The sequence below is a fragment of the Kitasatospora sp. Ki12 genome, assembly GCF_054601375.1.
This window is the reverse complement of sequence record NZ_BAAIHT010000003.1, coordinates 448,371-471,462: the sequence shown is the minus strand read 5'-3', so window position 1 is coordinate 471,462 and position 23,092 is coordinate 448,371. Positions and strand designations below refer to the sequence as shown.

General features: G+C 73.6%; 1 protein-coding gene. It reads left to right on the top strand.

Features of this window, described 5'->3' with window-relative positions; translation table 11 throughout:
- The first annotated feature begins 23 nt into the window (after positions 1–23).
- The gene (locus ACYP53_RS32780) at positions 24–23,048 is read left to right on the top strand and encodes a scabin-related ADP-ribosyltransferase (protein ID WP_459650942.1); all 23,025 of its coding nucleotides are present in this window, start codon (positions 24–26) and stop codon (positions 23,046–23,048) included.
- The last annotated feature ends 44 nt before the right edge of the window (positions 23,049–23,092 follow it).

Genomic DNA, 23,092 nt, shown 5'->3' with positions numbered 1-23,092 from the left:
CAGGAGTCACCCCCGTGTCGATCATGCTGCCGCCCGGCCTGGCGAAGTTCTTCGGGATCGTGACCGGCATGAAGTGGCCGGAGGCGGACGAGGACAAGCTGCGCACCGCGGGCGACGACTACCTGGTGATCGCCGGCAAGGTCCCCGAGTTGCGTGCCTACCTGGTGGAGCTCGTCGCCGTCTGCAAGGACAGCTTCGAGGGCGAGGCGGCCGACGCCTTCGTGGCCCAGATGAACCAGCTGATCGGCGGCACCGGCGGCTCCGACTACGTCACCTCCGCCGGGCAAGTGGCCAAGCAGCTGGGGGACTTCGCCCACAAGGTGGCCAACCAGGTCGAGTACGCCAAGTGGATGATCATCGCCCAGCTGATCCAGCTGGTGGCCCAGATCGCCTGGGCCATCGCGATGCTGCCGATCACCTTCGGCGGCTCGATCGCGGAGGTCTTCGCCGCGTACAAGATCACCGGCGAGCTGATCAAGCAGATCTTCATCTGGCTGTTCAAGCAGCTCCTCCTGCACGAGTTCCTCTCCATCACCACCGGCATGGTGATGGACGGGATCATCCAGGGCATCCAGATCGGTAAGGGCCACAAGGACCACTGGGAGAAGGAGTCCTTCATCCAGGCCATCGAGATGGGCGCGATCAACGGCCTGCTCACCGGCCCGCTGGAGCTGCTCACCTTCGGTCTCGGCAAGGCCTTCGGACGGATCTTCGGCCGCGGCCTCAGCAAGGACCTGCAGGCCGACCTCAAGGCGCTGGCCGGCGCCGACCTCAAGAACCTCGCGGAGAACGAGCTGAAGTCGCTCGGGACGGCCGAGCTGAGGCAGGTCGTCACGCTGCTGCGCAACGACGCCACCCTCACCCTCAAGCAGGCCATCGCGCAGGTCGAGAAGAACGCCGTCAAGGACCTCGGGAAGAACGTCACGAAGAACGTGGCGAAGGACCTGGAGAAGAACGTCACCAAGGACGTGGCGAAGGACCTGGAGAAGAACGTCACCAAGGACGTCGGCAAGGACGTCACGGAGAACGTCGGCAAGGACGTCGGCAAGGAGGTCGAGGAGAAGCTCACCAAGGTCGAGACGCTCACCAAGCAGATGGGCGAGACCTTCGAGCAGGAGCTCGTGAAGCTGGGCATCGACCCGCAGCTCTCTAACGCCGCCGGGCGCCTGCTCGCCTCGCGGCTCGCCAGCGAGGGCGCCCGCTACGCCATCGACCTCGGCACCTTCAACAAGCTGGTGAGGACACTGGCCGAGGCCAGTGGCAAGGTCGAGTTCGGTGCGATCAAGGCGGACCTGAACGCCGTGGTCAAGAACATCAGCCAGGTCCAGAACGAGCTGAAGCACCTCAGCGGCAGCTCGCTGGACAGCGGGCTGAAGGACCTGGGCTTCCTCAGGGCGGAGGAGCAGCACCTCAAGGAGACGGTCAAGGCCACCCAGGACCTCGCCCAGCGCGCGGTGGGCCTGATGGACGGCCTGCACCCGCAGACCGCCGGGCAGTTCCTGTTCCGGCTCGGCGAGGGCGTCGGCGGCTACCTCAAGGGCGGCGTCCAGAACATCCTGACCGAGGGCAGCTACAACCTGACCTTCGGCGAGGACCACAAGTTCACCGTCTCCGCCGAGAGCTTCTACGGCGGCGTCGCGATGGGCGCGCTCGGCCACCTGGGCCACATGGCCGGCGGCCCGCTGCGGCTCAAGCTCCAGGACCTGCACCTTCCCAACTACGCCCGCTTCCCGCTGGCCGTGGTCTCCAACCTGATGGGCCACCCGACCTCGCTCTGGGTCTCCCGCCCGGAGGGAGGCGGCGGCGTCGGCGGGCCGCCGAAGGGGATCTTCGTCGGCGACAACGAGCACGGGACCGGCCCGCTCGACGGCGCCCGGCCGCAGAACCTGAAGACGGACTCGGACGGTTCCTCCAAGTCGTCCGGGAACAGCGGGAACAGCGGGAACAACGGGAGCAGCGGGAGCAGCGGGGACAAGACGGCCGCGGAGCCCCCGGCGGGCAACCGGACGAAGATGACCGGCGGGGACGACGGGGCGAAGAACCCCTCCGGCGGGCCCAGGTCCTCCGACACCTCCACGCCCGAGCCGCCGAAGCGGAGTTCGACGGTCGGCGGCGAGGAGACGGGACCGAAGCGGACGCCGGAGGAGTCCGCCGAGCCCGTGACGCCCCCCGCGCACGCCACGAGCTCCGCGACGGAGACGCCCGGCCGGGTGCCGACCACCGGCGAGCACGAGGGGCAGGACCAGCAGCGGCCGGTCGTCCACGAGGAGCCGGACACGCCCCGGCAGCAGACCACCCAGATCGACCACACCACGCAGGGCGACAAGTCCGGCGACGACGCCCCGGCCACCCACCCGGCGCCGGAAGGCTCCACCACGCAGCACATGCAGCACCCGTCGGCGCCCGGCTACGGCGCGGCCTCGACGCACGGCCGTCCGCTGTCCCGGGAGGACCGCAACGCCTGGGTGGTCGGCGACCCGCCCTCCGAAGCGGCCCTGCGGGCCCTCAGGCAGCGGCCGGACGACGCCGCGCGCTACGCCCTGGTGATGCACACCAACGCGGACGGCCTGCCGACCCGCGACGGGGCCGAGCTGTCCCCGAAGGACGTGGCCGACGTCATCGTCGCCCTGGACGAGCACGGGCAGCTCAAGGGCCGGAAGGTCCTCGACTTCGTCGCCTGCGGCTTGAACGGCGCGGAGCACGTCGAGTTCGTCGCCGAGGTGATGGAGCACGTCTGGCAGGTCAAGGGGCTCACCGGACTCGGGGCGAGGGCCGCCGACGGGCCGGTCTGGGTGGTGCCCGGGTTCAGCGGCGCGAAGACGATGACGGCGCCGGGCGTCGGCAGCGGACACCTGGTCGTCGCCCGGAAGGTCGGTTTCAACGCGCAAGGCCGCCCGGTCGTCGAGGGTGGCGGCAACTGGCACGAGTACACCAACGGGAACGCCGAGCAGAAGCCGCCCGTCGAGGGGACGACGCCCACCGAGGAGCCCACCGAGGGGCCCGTCAACGAACCCCTGCTGCACGTGACCACGAAGCCCTCGAAGCTGCCGGACAACTACCTCCGCGGCGCGGTCGACAAGCCGATGCCCGACACCGGGCGGTTCGGCGACGAACCCCGGTCCGAGCAGGCGCCGCCGCGCGGATCCACGCCCGGGCACGAGTACCACTACACCGAGGCGCCCGAGCACGTCCGCGCCGAGGCGGACGGCGAGCGCGAGGCGCGGTGGCGGCGGACCCAGGAGGACCTCCAGGACACGTACGAGAGGAAGCTCTCCGACGCGGCCGAGCAGCACCTGAGGGATCCCGACGACAGCGGGCACGCGTACGACGAGCGCGCGGAGGCACGGCTGGCCGAACAGTTCGCCGAGGGCTCCGTGCGCTTCCCCGAGCACGCCCCGGCCGACCTGCCCGCGGCGGTGCGCCGCAGGGCCAGGGACCTGATGTACCGGGAGCTGGCGGAACGGCCGCAGGAGCGCGAGCGGATCCTCGCCGACCTCGACGGCCTGGTGCGCGTCGCGGCCGTGCGTGAGGCCTTCGTCCGGATGGCCCGCGAGCGGTTCGACCACGCGCTGGACTCCCTGGGCTCGCAGCGGCTCATCGGCGACGGCACCCGGCCCACCCACGAGCCCAGCCGGATCCCGGAGGCCGGCCTGGGCACGATCCGGACGGACTCCGAGGGCGGGTTCCTCCAGCGGGCGGAGGACGAGGCGGCCCGGCTCTACGCCCGGCCGGAGGACGTCCCCGATCCGACGGCGGCTCCGGCGGAGGACGCCGGGCCGGTCCGGCAGGCCGAGGACGCCGTCGAGGAGGCCAGGGCACGGGCGGGCGAGGCGCTGGACCGGCTCACCGAGCGCCTGCGCGAGGAACTCGCGGTGCGCGCCGACCGGGAACGCGCCCTCGCCGAGGCCGACCGGCTGGCCGACCTGGCGGCCCGGGACTCGGGCTGGCACGACCGGCTGTCGGCGGCCGACCGCGAGCTGCTGGCCGCCGCCGGGGTGACCGGGCCGGTGAAGCTGTCCGACGCCGCCGTGAAGGCGGTCAAGGAGCAGCTGCGCGAGCGGGTCACCCAGGACTTCGCCGAGATCGCCGGGCCCTTCGACCCCTCCGCCGGACCGCGCCGCGGGCGTGCGGAGGCCGTCGAGCGGTTCACCCTGGCCCTGGGCGGCCACATCAGCGGGCTGCCCCACGAGTTCGCCGTCCACGCGGCCCGCGAGGCGGCGATCCGCCGGGCCTTCGCCGAGGCGGAGCAGGCGGCCGGGTCCTGGCACCTGCAGCCCGAGGACAGCGCTCTCGCGGAGCAGTTCGGCGTCACCGCCGGGGACGTCCACCGGGCGAAGGAGGACGCGGCCCGGGACCTCGCCGAGGCCCTGGACCGCGAGGTCACCGAGTACGCCGACCGCCCGGACGTCCTGCGGCGCGCGATCGACGGTCTCACCGACACGGGCAACGTCCGCGACCTGCTGATGTACCGGGCCGTCCGCGAGGCGTCCCACCGCGTCGCCCGGACCACCGCCGACGTGGCGGCCCGCACCCACGACGGCCTGTCGGAGCACGCCGCCGAGCGGCTGACCGAGGGTCACGCCGACCGGACCGGCCGCGCCTTCGACGAGGTGTTCCGCACCCGTGAGGACCTGACGGCCCGCCGGGACGAATGGCGCCGCCGCCAGGACGAGCTGGCCGAGGAACTGGCCGAGCACGCCGCCTTCGAGCGGGAGGTCGCGCCCGCCCTCCGGGAGGCCGCCCGGGGCTTCGACGACCTGGCCCGGCCGCACGTCCTCGCCGAGGACCGGGCCGCCGTGCTCAAGCGCGAGTACGGTGACGAGTTCTTCGACCGCTACCGCGAGCTGTGGACCCTCGCCCACCTGGACGAGGTCTCCTGGCGCAGCCACGAGCGCACCCACGAGGACGCCTTCGCCCGCCGCGAGGAGCCCCGGTCGGAGGAGGCCCGGTCGGAGGAGGCCCGGGCCGACGGGGAAACGCGGCCCGAGGAACTCCGTGCCGACGAGCCCCGAGCCGACGAGCCCCGGCTCGACGAGGCGGAGGACCGCGGCCGCGAGCGCGCCGTCGACGAGATCCTCGACGTCCTGGCCCCGGTCCAGCGCGAGTCCGGCGGCGGGCGCCGCGAGCGCCCGGAGACCCGCGAGGACACCGAACCGCGCGAGGACGCGGAACCGCGCGAGGAGAACGGCCCCGCGCACGAGGGGAACGAGCCCGTGCACGAGGGGAACGAGCCCCGCACCACGACCGAGACCGGGGAGCCCGTCGCTCCCGCCGAGCCGGTCCGGACGGTCGGCCGCAACGCGGACGACACCCCCGCGCCGGCCGGGCACGTCGAGGCACCAGTCGTGGCGCCGACCGTCGTCCACGGTCCGGTCGCCCCGCACGAGTCCGCCGACGCCGTGCACATCACCGAGGTCCGTCCCGGCGTGTACTGGGTGGCCGACCTCGGGCCCGCCCCCCGGGCCACCGAGCGGGCGCTCGCCCACTTCCCGGCCGACCCGGGCCACTTCACCCTCGCCTTCCACGGCACCGGCCCCGACGGCGCGCCGAGCCGGAACGGCCGGCCCGTCACGCCGCACGAGCTCGCCGGGGCCGCCCTCGACCTGTACGACCGGGGCGTGTGGGACGGCCGTCCGCTGCGCCTGGCCGGCTGCGACGCGGGCCGGGGCGGCGCGGACTCGTACGCCGCCCGCTTCGCCGGCGCGCTGCGGGAGCTGCGGCCCGAGCTGAAGGTCCAGGTGGACGCGCCGGGCGGCTCGCTCTGGTCGCGGCCGGACCGCGGGAAGGCCGACGGCACGCACGAGTTGGTGGTCGCCCGCACGGTCGGCTTCGACGCCGCCGGACTCCCGCGGGTCGAGGGCGGCGGGTCCTGGGTGCGGCTGTCCGCCTCGCCGGACCACGCCGAGGTGCGGGTCACCCATGTGACCGGCCACCCCGGCGAGGACTCCGCTCCGGTGCCGACGAACCCCGGGCACCCGGCCCCCGAGCACCCGGCCGGGCCCGAGCGCCGGATCGTCGAGCCGGACCCGGAGGCCCACGAGTTCGGCGTCGGACGGCAGGACCTGTACGCGAGGCCCGAGTACGACGCCGCGGTGCGGCGGTTCGAGGAGGCCGTCGGCAAGCTCGCCTACGACGACCCGAGGGCCCTGCGGGCCGCGCGCAACAGTGTGAACCGGCTGTACGAGGTGCTGAAGCGCGCGCACGGGGACCCGACCGGTGAGCGGGTGTACAAGGTCTTCCTGGGCGGAGACGTCACCTCGGCGGGGCAGGTCGGCGAGAACCTCACCCTGGACCAGTTCCACACGATGATCGAGACGAACGGCAACCTCCGTGAGCTGATGACCGCGTTCTTCAACGCCTCCTACGCCCAGGGGAACAAGGACACGGCCCCGCTCACCCTCAAGCACCTGCTGAACGACCTGGCCGACCGTCAGCCCGGGTCCGCCGACTACCGACTGTCCATGCTCGGCATGGACAACCCCCAGGTGCCGCAGCGGCTGGAGTTCCTCAACAGTCCGAGCCGGTGGTTGTCCTCCACGTTGTCCATGAAGGCCAGCTACTTCGCCAGGGACTACTTCGCCACGGGAGCGACCTTCCACAAGGCCACCTTCACGGAACAGACGGAGTTCCAGAGCAGCGCCAAAGCCCGTAAGGAGCGCCCGACCCCGATCCCGGTGGACGTGGCGGTGATCAACAGGGACATGCCGCTGAGCCCGCGCGAGCGCAGCTTCCAGGTGACGAATCCGCCCGGCGGCGTCCACTGGGTGCCGGGCGGATCCCGGTACGAGCTCAACACGGCGTCGGCGTGGTACGGGGAGACCCGCAACGACAAGGGACTGCACCTCACTGTCGGTCTGTCGGCCACGACGGCCAAGATGCTCACCGCGTTCCAGGCGCTGAAGGTCCCCGAGGTCTCTCCCGAGGACATGCTGCTGGCCCTGGTCGGCTGGATGCTGCCGCTCGGCGACCACACGCTCTACGAGATCCTCAAGGGCGCCGACCTGGCCCGGGAGCTCCCGCCGGTGCCGGCCGACACCCTGACCGAGGCGGCCGTCATGTACCGGCACGTGCCCGGCCTGCCCGAGGGCACGCTGCGTGAGGCGTCCGTGATGCTCCCGCACGAGTCGGTCTACCACCAGCTGGTCAGCCGGCCGCGCGACCAAGGCGGGTACCACGAGGCGGAACTGGCCCAGGTGGCCGTGGTGTGGGCGCGCATGACGGCGGACAACACCGCCAATCTCCTCCCGCACGAGCGGGAGTGGCTGGGCACCATCGGGCTGACGCCCGCCAAGCTCCGGGCGCGGCTGAGCCTGGCCCACGTCGAGGCCCTCAACATCTACACCGGGACGGCGTACCCGCTGATCAACGTGCTGCTCACGCACGACGGCGCGGTGACACTGGACTACGCGCTCGGCAAGCAGATCGACAACCTGCTGAAGGGGCCGGTGGACAACCTCCCCTCGGTCTTCCGGGACCACCAGGTCCTCGGGCCGCTGCTCGCGAGCGGTCCGCAGGCACGGACGGCCGAGGAGTCCGCGCGGGTCTCCGCGATGGCGATGGCGATGCTTCCGGCCCTGAAGACGGAGTTCCGGATCCACGCCGAGATGATCGTGGAGGCGCTGGACAAGCTGCCGGGCGCGACCGGGGTCGTCTACCGCGGCGAATGGGCGCCCGGCCGGCTGGACGGCCTGGAGAGAATGCTCCTGGCCGGGACCGGGGCGGGGAGCACCCACAGCAGTGCGGCGCTGCTGAGCACCAGCCGACTCGTCGAGACGGCGGAGAGGTTCCTGCTGCCCGACCGGGAGCTCACCAAGTACTGGCTGGCCCACCGCGTCCTCCGCCGGATCCGACTGGCGGGGGAGGGCGGTGTCGACATCACGCCGTTCTCCCGTTTCCTGCTCGAGGAACAGGAGATCCTGGTCAAGCCGGGAGCGGTCTTCACGTCCACGCACATCGGCAGGGGATCCTCCTACACCGGACCGTACGAGCGGGTCGACCAGGTGGAGACCGGGGCACCGCGACCGTTCGAGTGGCCGGAGGGGTCGCCCGAGTGGCCCCGGAAGCTGCACGAGGAGCTGAGGTCCGAGCTGACCCGCCTCGGCAACGGGACCGACCTGCGGTACGCCAAGGACCTGTGGCCGCTGGCGAAGGCGATCGGCGCCCACCGGGGAATGCCGGGCGCCGACGGCGCCGAGGCCACCACGCCCGACCCGGTCCTGGTCCGGCGGGCGACCGAACACGCCTGGGACACGGCCAGGATCGTCGCCACCCTGCACGGGGCGGCCGGTACCAGCCGCGCCGAACTCACCGACGTCTCGCTGGTCGTGACACTCGCCCGGACCGAACTGAGGTTCCCGCCCGACCGCCGGATCACCCTCGACGACCTGCACCTGTTCTCCATGCAGGTGACCCAGAACACCGAGGCCCACAAGCGCGATCTCCGCCGGCTGGTGGCGGTCGCCCGGGACATCACGTACACCGACCACGGCACGGCGATGGAGCAGCTCCGGAGGGCCTTGGCCGCGGCGGACCTGGCCACCACCGAGCAGGTCGGACAGGCCGTGCACCTGCTCGGTGACGCCTCCCCGAACCACGTGGCCGTCGCGCGGGCCCTGAGGGCGAGCGTGTTCCAAGGGGGGGACCACTTCAGCGTCCTGATGCCGACCGTCGACGGTGTGCCCCGGCTGGGCGGCGCCCGCCTGACCCCGGCCGAGGTCGCGCACGCCGTCTACAAGCTGACGACCGAGGGCGGGTGGGACCCCGCCCGCACACCGCTGCGCCTGCTCGCGACGGACCTGTACCCGGAGGGCCACCGGCCGTTCGCCGAACAGGTCCTCGAGCACCTGTGGCGGATGGACCACCGGATCACCGCGTACGCGGCGCGGGGGAAGGTCTGGCTCGTCCGGACGGACTTCGACACCTGGCACGTCGTCGCCGCCGAGCAGGCCGGTGTCAACGGAGCCGGGGAGACCGTGTACGCCGACCCCGGTACGTGGATCCGGCTGAAGTACGGCGTGCCCCCGGAGAGCACTCCTGCCTACTTCGACAGCGAGCTCACCCAGTTCACCGTCAACCCGGTGGCCAAGGGCGACATCGCGGGTCCGGCGCTCCACACCCTGCCGGTCGGCGGCGGCACCGCCCCGCCGAACTTCTGGGCCGACCACGCCGCGCTCGACCAGGCCGGGGTGGACCCGCAGCAGAACGTGGCGCCGCAGAACGCGGGCCTGCCCGCGGGGAACGCCGTCGGGGCCGGAGCGCCGCCGCACACCGGGCCGCTCGTGATGACCGTCGCGCACTGGTCCGATCCCGGCCGGCCGCTCCACGACGGTGCGGGCGGCAAGCACGGATGGGTGCTGGACGGCAGTGCGCTGCCGGAGTTCGGGTTCCTCAGCAAGTCGGACGCCTGGTTCCGGATCGTCGTGCACACCGACCACGAGGGGTACCCCACGGTCGGCGGATACCGGCCCGCCCCCGCGGAGATGCGCGCCATGATCCAGTCGCTGCAGCGGGACGGGCACTGGGACGGTCGGAAGGACATCGAGTTCGACGCGTGCCGCCTCGCCGAGGCCGACCGTGGCAACTACCTGCGGTCCATTCAGCGGGAGCTCCACAACGCGGGCCTGAACATCAGGATCCGGGCGGCCAGGCAGGACGTCTGGTTCGCACCCGTCCCGGCGGCTCACGCCGACGAGCAGCTCCAGCCGACCGGGGGCCGGGCCTTCGTGGCGGCGGCCAAGGTGGGGTTCGACGCCGGCGGATTCCCGGTGATCGCCAAGGGAGCCGGCGTGTGGCTGGAGATCCACCCCTACGTCACGGGGGCCGCCCGGGCGCAGGAGAACTACGCGGTCGACCTGTCCGCGAGCGGCTACCAGCAGGTCGATCCCCACCAGGTCGTCACGGAACTCTCCGGCGACCTGAGGTTCGCCCGCGACGACGTCCCGGTGGACCACGACGGGATCGAGGAGGTGCACGAGGACGTCGCGTCGCAGCACGACGACGCGTCCGTGCACACCGGCGAGGACATGCACACGGGCGAGGACGTGCCGCAGCCCGGGCACACCGTGGTGGAGGCGGACGGCGGGCACGTCGTCCAGGGCCCGGTGGGGCCCGCCCGTCCGCCGCGGATCGACGAGCACGGCCTGGCCGCCTCGGACGTGCTGATCGGGCTCGGCAGCACCCGTACGCAGATCCTGGACCAGCTCACCCGGCGGTTCAGCCAGGTGCTGCACGGCGAGGAGCCGGCGGCCCGGACGCTCGCCGAGAGCCTGTTCGGCGCGGAGACGCTGCAGGCCAAGCTCACCGCGCTGTCCCGCGGCGAGCGGTGGGACGTGCCGTTCTCGGTGGGCAGTTGGTCCGGCACCGTGCGGATGGAGGCCGAGGTCGGCCGCAGCAGCTTCGTCCGGACGGCCGAGAACTTCGAGTTCGAGTACGGCTCGGAGCGGCAGACCTCGGTCGGCGTGACCAAGGACCGGCTCTGGCAGCTGAACGCCGCCGCCCAGGGCAAGTTCAAGTTCGGCAAGCCCGCCGACCTCACCGAGACCGCCGGCTACCAGCACGGCCGGCAGCACGGGGTGACCGACGCGCAGGCCAGCCGGATGGTGGCCCGCGGCAAGACGGTGGAGACCGCCGCCCTGTACGACACCGGGTTCCACCTGACGGTGTCGTTCCTGGACCTCGTCCACCACGGCGCGGAGGTGCCCGTCGCGGCCGTGCCGCGGCCGGTCGGGCCGGTGGACGTGACGGCGCAGGTCGCCGTCCCGCTCCGGGAGACCGGTGGGCCGCTGCCGCTCGACGGACCGCCGCTGCTGCCGCCGCCCGGCTCGCGGGCGGGCGGGCGGCTGGCCGGCTCGCACATCGTCACCGACGTGTGGGCGGTGCCGCACCGGCCGGCGCCGGTGGAGACCGAGGCGGGGATCCCGCTCGGAGACCTGAACGCGCCCCGGCCCGAGGCCAAGGGCATGACCGGGTTCATCGCGGGTTTCGAGGAGCAGGCGGCCGAGCACTTCGGCGGCGACTGGCCCGCGCTGAAGGCCAAGCTGATCGAGGAGATCGACCTCGGCACGCTGCACCAGGACCTCAAGGCGCTGATGTCGGGCGAGACCCGCACCGTCGAGCTGGACGGCCTCCTCGGGGCGAGCACGGTCCTCACCCTGAAGAACGCCCGGATCCACCGGATCGAGCACACGGCCGACCTGCCGACCACCGAGTTCAACATCGCCACCGGCACCTCCCGTACGCACGTCGAGCAGTCCACCAGGAGCTCGGGGTGGCAGTTCCCGCTGCCGCTGAGCGCGAGCGGATCGGCCAAGAACGGCGGCGGCGGGGCCGGCGCGGGTGCCAGGACCGGCCGGGAGAAGGTCGGGCTGCACGGCGGCGGCGACGACCTCGGCCTGGGCACCAAGGTCAAGTCCACGGCGGCGGTGTTCGACGGCGAGGCGCGGATCGAGGTCGAGTTCGGCGCCCGGCGCCGCGGGCTGCAGTCCGTCCAGGCCCGCACGGTCGACGCCGGGCTCGGGTTCCGGGTGGTGGTCGACCGCTCGGAGACCGTCCAGGCCCCCGTCCACGCCGGCGGGGACCAGGCGGGCCACGAGCAGGCGGGCCCCGTCGCGCACCAGGAGTCCACGGCGCTGCCGCCCGGCACCCTGGTCCCGCACCCGCCGACCGGCATCTGGCCCGGTGCGGCCGAGTACACCGGGCTGCCCGTCACCACCGTCGTCCGCGACGTGCACAGCGTCGCCCCGCTGCACGCGCGGCTGGACGAGATCGGCCGCGCCCAGTTGGGCGAGAAGGCCTGGCGCGAGGTCCGGCAGGACGTCCTGCGGGCGTTCTCGCAGTCCGCCGTCGGCGCCCACCTGGTCGGCATGACCCACGACGTCCCGCTGCGCACCCCCGCGGTCACGCTCGGCGCGCTGAGCAAGCTCGGCATCGGCGTCACCGCGCACGCCACCGCGCTGACCTACCGGCGGGAGCAGGCCTCGGCGGACCTCAACCCGGTCCGGGAGAGCACCACCTTCGCCTCGCAGCGGTTCCTGAACTCCGACAGCCGCAACGTCACGGCGCAGGGCTTCGGCAAGGGGCCGGTGCACACCCGGGAGAACGTCCTGGACGGGAACGGCAAGCCGTTCCAGGACTCGCTCCAGGGCACCGCCACGGTCACCCACGAGGTGCGCGACCGGGACGGCTGGCGGGGCGGCGACTCGGCCAAGAGCTACGCGAACGGCAAGTACCGCAGCGCGCAGGTGCTCTACGACGCGACCTTCGAGCTGCACCTGACGGTGAACGGGAAGCCGCACGGCGACCCGGTCCGGCTGGACGCCTCGTTGAGCATGGAGCAGGCGCACACCGAGCCCCGGGCCCGCGGCAGCCGGGTCATCGCCAACCCCTTCGACGGGGTGGCGCCCCGGCTGGACGGGGCGCGTCCGCAGCCTCCGGTCCAGCCGGCCGCCGCCGGGCAGCCCCCCGCGCACCTGCGGGTCCCCGACCGGCTCGGCCACTCCGACGTGGTGCTGAGCGTCGGCCGGCGCGGCCCCAGCGTGCTGAGCGAGGTCGAGCGGGTCCTCGCCACGGCCGGCCCGGTGAGCGCCCGGGCCTCGGCCCGGCTCGCCGCGCAGCTCGACACGGCGGGCCTGACCGCCTCGCTGTCCCGGCTCAGCCGGGGCGGCCGGATGACGCTCGCCGTGGACACCGGGAACTGGAAGGGCACGGTGGAGGTCTCCGTCGCCCCGCTGGCCCTACGGCACCGGCGCACGGTGGACGGGTTCGAGTTCGAGCTCGGCAGCCAGCAGCGCACCACGGTCGGCTACAGCTGGGACCGGACGAGCCGCTGGCGCGGCGGCCTCTCGCTCAAGGGCACCGTCCCGCACGTGAGCGTCACCGGCGAGTACGCCCACACCCGGGACGGCGTCCGGGGCCTCACCATCGAGCGCACCGGCGGCACCAACAGCCGCGGCAAGAGCACCGAGACGGCCGAACTCTTCGACGGCGACGCCGCGTTCACGATCCGCTTCGCCCCGGACCTGCTCCACCGGCCGCTGGCCGGGACCACCGCGGTGGCACCCGTCGTGATCGCCGCGCCGCACCGCGAGGTGGTCCGGCCGCCGGTCGTCGACGGCCCGCCCGTCCGGCACCTGCCGGACCGGCGGTTCGGCTCCTCCGACATCGTCACCCGGATCCACCTCGACGGCGGGAACGGCCTGGTGCACACCGGGCCGGGAGCCGTGACCCGGGTGGTCACGAGCCTGGAGGACCGGGGCCGGGCGGTCCTCGGGCGGGACTGGACGGGGATGCGGGCCAAGCTCCTCGAAGCCCTCGACTTCGACCGGCTGCACCCGCTGCTGAAGCCGATGACCTCCGGCCACGAGATCGTCCTGACGCACGGCCGCAGCACCGTGCGGATCACCGCCTCGGTGGACCGGATCACCAAGTCCGGCGACGCCCCCCAGGTCGAGTTCAACATCGGCGCGGGCGCCCAGACCGCCTTCACCAGCTCCGAGGTCGGCACCAACTCCGGCAGCGGGCACGCGGACTCGGTCGGCGTCACCGTGCTGGCGACGACCGACCCGCTGGGCGCCGGCGTGGCCGTGGTGGCCGGCGGCGGTGTCACCCACACCCGCCGGCAGGACACGCTGGAGCACCGCCGGGACGTCCTGGTGACCGGGGCCGCCGTCAAGTCCAAGGTCGCGGCCGAGGCGCACCGGGCCGACGTCCGGCTGTCCGTGCTGATGGAGCGCCGGCCCGCGGTGCACCTGCCCGGCGACGGGCGGCCGGTGCCGACCCCCGTCCAGCCGCCGCGGTCCGGGCTGCGCGCGGCCGTCCACGGCCTGGCCGAGGCCGGGAACGCCGTCGTCCCGCAGTGGCGGCTGCGCCGTACGGTCGCGGAGACCGTCGTCCACGCCGACGTGCTGACCGAGCGCGACCGCGCCGCCGACGGGCCCACCGCGCGCGGGCAGCGGCAGGGCGTGGTCGCCGCGCGGGAGGTGCGGGTGCCGCCGGCCGAGGTGTTCACCTCCGGCCTGCGCCCCGGGGACGTGCTGCGCTGGGCCGGCGACACCTCGGGCCTGCGCGCCCTGCTCCGGATCGAGGGCCCGCGGTTCTTCGGCGAGGGCACTTGGAAGCGGCTGGAACCCGTCGTCAGCGCGGGCCTGAGCCACGCCCAGCTCTCCTCGCTGCTGGCGCCCGCGACCGGGCCGGCCGGGCAGCAGCGGCCGGTCGCCACCCCGTCGGTCGGCCGGCGCTGGTTCGTCGACGACGCCGAGGTGACCGTCCGGCTCTCCCTCGTCCAGCTGGAGTACCACGGGGACAACGCCGCGGCGGCGCTCAGCCCGGCGAACGAGTCGGGCGGCGGCCATCGGAGCACCCGGCTGACCGGGCGGCAGTGGAACGTCCGGGCCCAGGCCGGTGCCCAGGGCGACCTCGGCGGCAACGTCGAGGGCACCGCCTCGCTGCTCGGCGGGGTCACCCACCGGCAGCGCGCGGGCGTGGTCACCGAGGCCGGCGGCCGCACCGTGGCCAACGCCAAGGCGGCCACCCCGATGGCCCGGTACACCGGCTACGTCAAGGTCGAACTGGACCTCCGCAACGGCGACACCGGTACGGCGCGGGAGCTCGGCGGCGACGGGTCGCCGGTCGGCCTGGTGCCGATCGAGCTGGAGATCCCGCACGCCCACACCACCCTGGGCCTCTCGCCCGCCGACCACTGGACGCAGTTCACGCCCGACCACCCCGGCGGCCACGCCCTGCCGCAGGCCCTCCCGCTCGCGGTCCAGGTGGCCCGTGCGCTGACCCCGCACCACGACGGGGGCGTGCACGTGCTGCACGACCCGACGGCCGCCCCCGCCGCGCGCGAGCAGGTCGAGCGGAACGTGCGCTGGATCCAGCAGGACCCGCGCTACTTCACCATCGCCTACCACGCCGTCACCGAGGACGGGGCGCCCGGCTGGAACGGCGGGACGCTGCACCCGGACGCGCTGGCCGACCGGCTGGCGGAGCTCCACCGCAGCGGCGAGTGGGACGGGCGGCCGCTGCGGTTCGCCGCCTGCGACGCCCGGGCCTACGCCGAGCAGGTGCTGACCGCACTGCGCGAACGGCTCCCGGACGCGGAACTGGACGCGTTCGTCACCAACGGCAAGCTCTGGGTGGCCCCGCACCAGGGCCGTACGCACCTGGTGGTCAGCCGGGACGTCGGCTGGGACGCCGCCGGCCGGCCCCGGGTGGAGCCAGGCGGCGAATGGCTGCACCTGCGGGTGCCCCCGGCCGGCGCGAACGAGCAGGCCGGTCCCCAGCACGAGCAGGCCGGGCCGGCGAACGAGGGCGCCGGCGTCGGCGCCGGCGAGGCCGTGCACGGGCCCGTCGTCCAGGTCGTCGCGGTCCACGGCCCGGCGCTGCACGACCCGCACCCGTTGGCCGAGGCCACGCCCGAGCACCCGATCACCGACCGGCGCGGCCTCCAGCCGCTCGGCACCGACCCCAAGCAGGCGCTCCACGCCACCCCGGAGCACCGGCAGCGGGCCGAGGCCTTCGAGGCGAAGCTGGGCGCCTACGCGTACCACCACCCCAAGGCGCGGGCCGCGGCCCGCAACGCCGTGCAGCGGCTCTACGACGCCCTGCGGGCCGCCCACCCGGACGTCGGCCAGGAGACGCTGTACAAGGTCTTCCTCCGGGACGACAAGGGCTCCGCCGGCCAGGTCGGCACGGACCTCACCCTGGCCGAGTTCCGGACCATGGTGGACACCGGCAACACCCGCGAACTGATGACCGCCTTCTACAACGCGGCGTACATCAACGACTCCGACCACGGACTGAAGAAGGTGCTGCAGGCGCTGCTGGAGTCGGGGGACGCCGGCTCCGCCCGGGCCGAGGCGATGGGCCTGGACCTGCGCGAGCTGAAGACCCAGGCGGACTTCCTCAACGGCGGCCTGGTCACCGTCCTCGGCAAGGTGCCCGGCCTGGACTCGATGTTCACCAAGGACCACTTCGGCACCGGCGTCGTCATCAAGCAGGGCGCACAGCCGCTCAAGGCCGGCAAGGAGTACCTGTCCAGCCTGGACGCCCGGGTGCGGCGCCCGGAGCCGCTGAACGACCTGACGGCGGCGCACTTCGCCGAGCACGGCATGCCGCTCAGCCCCAGGGAGCTGACGTTCCAGGAGCACGACGGCGGCGACGCCCCGCTGGGCTGGAAGTCCGGCCACTCGCTCAACACCATGAACGAGAAGTCCGCCTGGTACGGCGAGGCCCACCTCGACAAGAACATGCCGGTCAGCACGGGCATCTCGGCCACCACGGCCAAGATGCTGAACGCCTTCCGGCTGCTCGACGTCCGCGACAGCCGGCCGCAGGACATGCTGCTGGCCCTGGCCGGCTGGATGCTGCCGCTGCGCGACCACTCGCTGTACGAGATCCTCAAGGGCGCCGAGCTGCTGGGCGACCTGCCCCCGGTCCCGGCGCACGCCCTGGGCGACGTGTCCTCGATGTACCAGCACATCCCCGGCATCCCGCAGCACGAGGTCCGCGCCGCGCTCGGCGAGGACGGCATGCTGCCGCACGAGGCGGCCTACCACGAGCTGATGTCCACGCCGCGCGCCGAGGGCGGCTGGTCCGACGTGACGGCGGCGGCCTCGCGGGCGAACCGGGCGGCGTTCCAGGCCGCCCGTGACGGCGAGGCCGGTGTCCCGGCCCCGGTCGTCGGCTGGCTGGGCCGCAACCCGATGACCGCCCACGAGGTGCTCGACCGGCTGACCCCCGCGCACTTCGACGCGCTCGCGTACTACAGCGGTCCCTCCCACGCGCTGATCAACGTGATGCTGCGGTTCGGCCCGCTCAGCCGGCGGACCGCGCTGGAGTACCAGATCAACCGGCTGCTGGAGAACGGGTTCCCGCAGCTCCTGCCGTCCGTCCTCCGGCACGACCCGGTGCTCGAACCGTTGCTCACCCAGCCGCCGCACGCCCGCTCCGAGGCGGACCGGAAGGCCCTGCGGCCCGCCGTGAAGCGGCAGCTCCCCCGGATCGAACGTGAACTCCTCGTGCACACCGAGCTGCTGAACGAGGCACTGGCCAAGCTGCCCGCCTGGAGCGGGGAACTCTGGCGCGGCGAGCGGGTGGTGGGCCCGCTGAACGCGATCGGCAGCAGGCTGTCGCCGACCTACGCCGGGTCGACCTACCGCAACCGCGACTTCGTCAGCACCAGCACCGAACGGAACGTCGCCCGGAACTTCATGCAGACCCGGCCGCAGCTCGCGATCACCCACCCCGCCCTGGTGCACTACACCGTGGACGGCGGCGGCAGCGGCTTCGACATCCAGCCGTTCTCGCACCAGCAGGGCGAGCACGAGGTCCTGCTCCGCCCCGGCAGCACCTTCGACCTCATTGACCGGACGATCGTCCTCGACCCGGCGTCCCGGGAGTACTTCGAGCAGATCGAGCTCACCGAGCGGCCGGTGCCGGAGGCGTTCCCGAAGGCCACTCCCGAGGACCTGAGGCTGCACGAGAAGCTGGCCGAGCTGGCCAACATCCCGGTGCTGCGCACCCACGAGGACCTGTGGCCGCTGGCCGAGCACATCGGCGCGGACCACCGGCGCCCGCTCTCCGGCCGGTTCGGCGAGCTGCTGTCGGGCGAGGCGGCCCGCCGCGACGCGAGCACCAACGCCTGGCACACCGCGAAGCTCGCCCTGGAACTGCGGGGCGCGGACCGGATCACCCTGGACGGCCTCACCCGGGTGCGCCGCACCGCCGACCTGGTCCGCGAGGCCCTGCCGGTCCCGGCGGGCCACCCGGTCACCAAGGCGCACCTGGAGGACTACGTCCGGAAGCTGCGCGGATCGAACGGCGACGAGGTCGCGGCGGCCGACCTGGAGCACCTGGTCACCCTGGTCGACGGGCTCAAGCGACCGGGCCACGCGGTGACCGTCGCCGCGCTGGAGCACGCCTGGCGCGACCCTGGGAACGCCCCGGCCTCCGAACTGCTCCCGCTGGACCGGCCGGACCTCTACTGGGTGGGCGGCCGGGGCGACGACTGGCGCACGCTCACCGAGTCGGTGTTCCCGCACTTCCCGGACGCGGCCTCCTACCTCACCCTGGCCATGCACACCTCCGGCGGCGTACCGGTCCTGGACCACGTCACGGTCGCGCCGGCGGACATCGCGCGCGGACTGCTCAAGCTCCACGAGGCCGACGCCTGGGACGGGGTGAAGCCGCTGCGCTTCGTCGGATGCGACCTCAACCCCGTACCGAACCGGGAGTACGTCCGGGAGGTCATGCAGTTCGTCTGGGACTCCGGTCTGCACGGGGCGGTGGCCTACGCCGCCGACGGCCGGGTCTGGTTCACCCCGGCGCGCGACGCGCACGGCGCGGTGGACCCCGGGCGGCCCGGCCACCTGGTGGTCGCCTCCGACGTGGGCGTGACCGCGTCCGGTCGGCCGGTCGTCGTCCCCGGCGGCACCTGGCTGCGCATCGCCCGGGACACCGAGACCCAGGTGCTCGGCCCCTACCTGACGGGCGACCACGCCGGCGCCGAGTACCCGACCGTCGAGGAGTACCGCCTCCACGGCCGGCTCACCGGCGCGGTGAGCTTCGGCCACGAGACCCCCGTCCTCGACCAGCAGCACACCCCGCCGGGGGAGCACCCCGGTGACGGGCCCGGCCCCGACGCGCTGCCGTTCCAGGAGCTCACCCTCGCGCCCGTCGTCACGCCCCCCGTGGCGGCCGCGGTGCGGCACACCGTCTTCGACGAACCCGGCTACCGCACCCACGCCGAGGACTTCGAGGAGGCGCTCGGCACCTGGGCCGCCGGAGACCCCAGGGCGCTCCACGCGGCCCGCGAGGCGCTGCGCCGGGTGGCCGAGGAGACCGGGACGGAGGAGCCCGCCGGCCTCCTCACCGACGGGAGCCTGCCCGAGGTGATGCGGGCGTTCCACGAGCGGGCCGCCGCCCGCTTCCGCGCCGACCGCCCCGAGGTCCCGCAGGCCGACGAGGCCTGGCACGCGGACCTCGCGGGCCGGGGCATCCGCACCGTCGCCGGGGTCTCCCGCGCCGCGGCCGAGGCCATGGACGCCTACCGGAAGCTCGGCGGCGCCGAGCCCGAGCCGTTCGCCCGGGCCCTGTACGGCTGGCTGCTGCCGGACGGCGGGCACTCGCTGCACGAGGTGGTCGCGGGCATGAAGCTCGCCGGGGCGTTCCCGGAGCACGGGCACGCCGACGGCACCGGGCTGTACCGCGACCTGCCGGGAGTGCCGCTGTACGAGCTGCGCCCGCCGGTGGAGAGCTGGGACGGCAGCCCGATCGGTCCGGTCTCCGAGCACCCCGCGCCCGCGGCGCTGACGGACGGGCTGCCGCACGAGCGCGCCTACCTGGACTGGGCCGCGACCTCGCGGGAGGTCGACGGAGCGGTCCTCGCGGAGACGACGAACCGCCGGGAGATGCTGGCGGAGACCGAGCCCGCCCCCGCGCAGGGTGTGCCCGCCTACCAGGACTGGATGGCCCGCAACGGCGTCGAGAACGCCAAGGAGGTGACCGACCGGCTCGGCCACGCCCACTTCGTGGCGCTCTACACCTACACCGGGCCGGCCTACTCGCTGATCAACGTGCTGCTGAAGAACCCGGGCCCCGGAGCCGTACCCGCGCTCCGCGAGAAGATCGCGACACTGATCGCCAAGCACTACAAGGACGGGACCGCCCTCCCGAAGTCGATCGAGGACCTCGCGCGGCAGGCCGAGGGCACGTCCGGGCGCACCGACCCGTGGACCCTCGCCAGGTCCCTGACCGACGAGCGACTCGGCGCCATCCAGAAGGAGATGGCGCTGCACAGCCACCTGCTGGCGGACGCCCTGGAGCTGCTGCCCGCGTCCACGGGGACGCTGTTCCGCGGCGACGGCACCCTGGTCGACCCGTCGCGGCCGAACGGCCGCCCGGCCGGACCGGACTACGGCGGCGACGTCATCCTGCACCGCACCTTCGCGAGCTTCAGCCGCAACGAGAACACCTCGCTGGTCTTCATGCGGAAGTACGACGGGACGACGGAGTACCGGGTCCTGCTGGAGGTGGAGGCCACCGGCGTCAACGGCCGTGACATCGCGCCGTTCTCCTCGCACATGGCGGAGGACGAGGTCCTCTTCCTGCCCGGCGCCCGGATGCGGGTCACCGAGCGCACGCTCCTGGAGGCGGAGGACGGCGTCCCGTACGTCCGGCTCAAGGCGCGCGAGGAGTCGGCCGAGGACACCTCCGGGACCGACGACACCGCGCACACCGACAACTCCGCGCACACCGCGCACACCGACAACACCGCGCACACCGACGACACTGCCGGCACCGCCGGTCCGGGCACCCGTCCGGACCGCACCGAGCAGCCCGCGCCGCCGTCCGGCGGAGTACGGCTGGACGACGGCCGGACCGTCCCCGACGGGCAGCTGCTCACCCACCCGATCACCGACGCCACCGGCCGGGAGCGCGGACAGGCGCTCTTCGACGAGGGTGACTGGGCGTCGCGGTCGGCGCTCTACCCCGAGCTGAGCGAGGTCACCACCTTCGTCCCCCGCTCCGCCGACGGCGTCGCCACCGGTGCGCCGCAGCGGGTGCCGTGGGACGGGAAGCACACCTACTTCTTCGCCGCCCACGCCGGACCGCACGGGTTCGACCTCCCGCTGGCCGACGGCACCAAGGCCCACGGGGTCACCGGCACCGAGGTCGGCGGGCTGCTCAAGCGCAAGCTCGCCGACCTGGCCCTGAAGGCCGCCGACGCGCACGACCCGGTCGACGGCAGGCCGGCCTCGATCACGTTGCTCAGCTGCGAGTCCGCCGAGCACGCCCAGGCCGTCGCCCGGCAGACCGGACTGCCCGTCCACGCCCCGACCGGCCGCACCGGCGTCAGCGGCAGGCCCGCCGGCCCCGACGGTCCGTCGACCGCCGCCCTGTACGTCAAGGCCGCCCCGGACGGTTCGTCCGGGCTGTTCCGGACCTTCCACCCGGACCCCGCCGGCGACACCCCGGGCACGCCACCGCCGTCGGGGCCGTCGGGACCGTCGTCCGGTGAGCGGAGCACCGGGCCGCGCCCCGCGGGTGACGCGCTGGACAACATGTGGAACGGCGAGCACGGCGAGGGCCAGGAGCAGGCCGGCCCGGTGGTCGAGGAGTACGCGGACCGCGTGGTCCACCGCTACCCGGACGACGTCGAGATCCACTTCTTCCCGGGGGGAGAGCAGGTCCACTACCTTCACGACGGAGTCGAGGTCCACTACCTGACGGACGGCCAGCAGCTCCACTACGTGGACGGGCAGCTGGTCCAGCACGTGCAGCCGCAGCCGCAGTCGCAGGAGCCCGGGTACCGCCTGCTGGCCGACGTCCTCGCCGACCGGGGCGTCCGCGTCGACCCCGACCTCCCGCAGCCCCGGTACGCGGTGCCGCCGCCGCAGGAGGCGCTGGCCGGTCCGGAGCTGCCCGCCCGACCTCTCGCGACCGACCGCGACCTCGACGTGGCCGAGCTGCTGGCCGAGCAGAGCACCCCGCCGATGTGGCGCCACGACCTCGGCCTCCTGTACCGCTGGGAGCGGCAGCGGCCGGGCATGCAGGACTACGAGCACGTCTTCGAGCAGGGCCTGGCGCCGAGGCAGGAGAACCGCCACGTCGACCTGCGGGACTACGTGGGGAACAACGAGGCGTCCTCCTTCGTGAGCACCACCCGCTCCGACCGGGCCCAGCACGTGGACTGGGGCACCCACCGCCGCTACGTGATCGACGCGCCGGGCGGCATCGACGTCCGGGCCACGCTGGAGCAGCCGGGCCTCACGGAGCTGGAGAACGAGGTCGCGTTCCCCGGCGGCATCGACCCGCAGTACGTCGTGGGCGTCGAGCTGGTGGAGGACGTCCCCCTGGACCCGGCGACGGGTGTGTACGCCGAAGAGGTCGTCTTCATCCCGAACGAGGCGTACTGGCCCAGCCACCGCGACTTCGAACAGGTCGAGCTGATGCGGGAGCGGGTGCTGGCCGCCCAGACCGCCGACGAGCACTCGGACGAGCACGCCGACGAGCACGCGGACGCCACCGACGCGGAGGTCGAGCACTCGACCGACAGCGACTCGGCGAGCGACCACTCGGTCGACGACATCGCGAACGTGCTGAACGACCTCGCGGTGGGCTCCGACTCGGACAACAGCGCCGTGCCGCCGACCGGCGGCGGCCAGCTGCCGCCGTCCGCGGCCTGGCTCAACACCGGCCTCTGGCAGCAGCACGGCATCACCGGCCACCAGGCCGCCGAGGGGTTCCTCGCCAACGGCGGCTGGGAGCTGACCCCGCAGCAGTTCCACGCCATGCCCCGGGACTTCCAGGCCCGGTACGCGGAGGTGGAGTTCCAACGCCGGATCGGCCACGAGCCGCACGAGACCCACGCCCGGAACCAGGAGCTGGCGGTGATGGCCCAGAACGTCGTCGACCTGGAGCCGCACCACAAGGACTCCCTGGAGTTCTACACCCAGCCGAGCGAGGACGGCGAGGGCGACGCCGCCGACGAGCTCTCGTACTTCCAGGTCAAGCAGGCCCAGATGGCGCGGGCCGTGAACCCCCAGCTGGACATCGCGACGGCGCTGCCGCACGGCGAGGCCATCCAGGAGCACATCACCGCCATCGACGAGGCCATCGAGCAGTGCCCGGTGACCACCCCCCTCCTCGTCAGCCGCGGCGCGCCGTTCATCGGGCTCCGCCGGCACCCGGAGAACCTGCGGTACGACCAGTTCGTCGAGGAGCCCACCTACGTCTCCGCCACCGTGGGGGGCCACCTGCACCCGTCCTTCGCCGAACGGCTGATCCGGATGCACCTGTTCGTGCCGGAGAACTCCAGGGGCGCCTACCTGCCGGGGCTCTCGGAGAGCCCGGACGAGCTGGAGATCCTCTTCGGGGGCGGCCTGCGCTGGATCCCCACCCGGATCATCCCGCCGCTCGTCCCCCTGAACCGGCCCCTGGACGACGGGGAGGAGCCGGTGCCGCCGGAGAGCCAGTGGATCGTCTACGGCAAGCTGGAGGACCCGCCCGTGTACTCCGACGACGAGTTCGAGGACTACGGTGACTGATCCCCGCCCCCACCCCACCGAGAAGACCGGGAAGACCGGGAAGA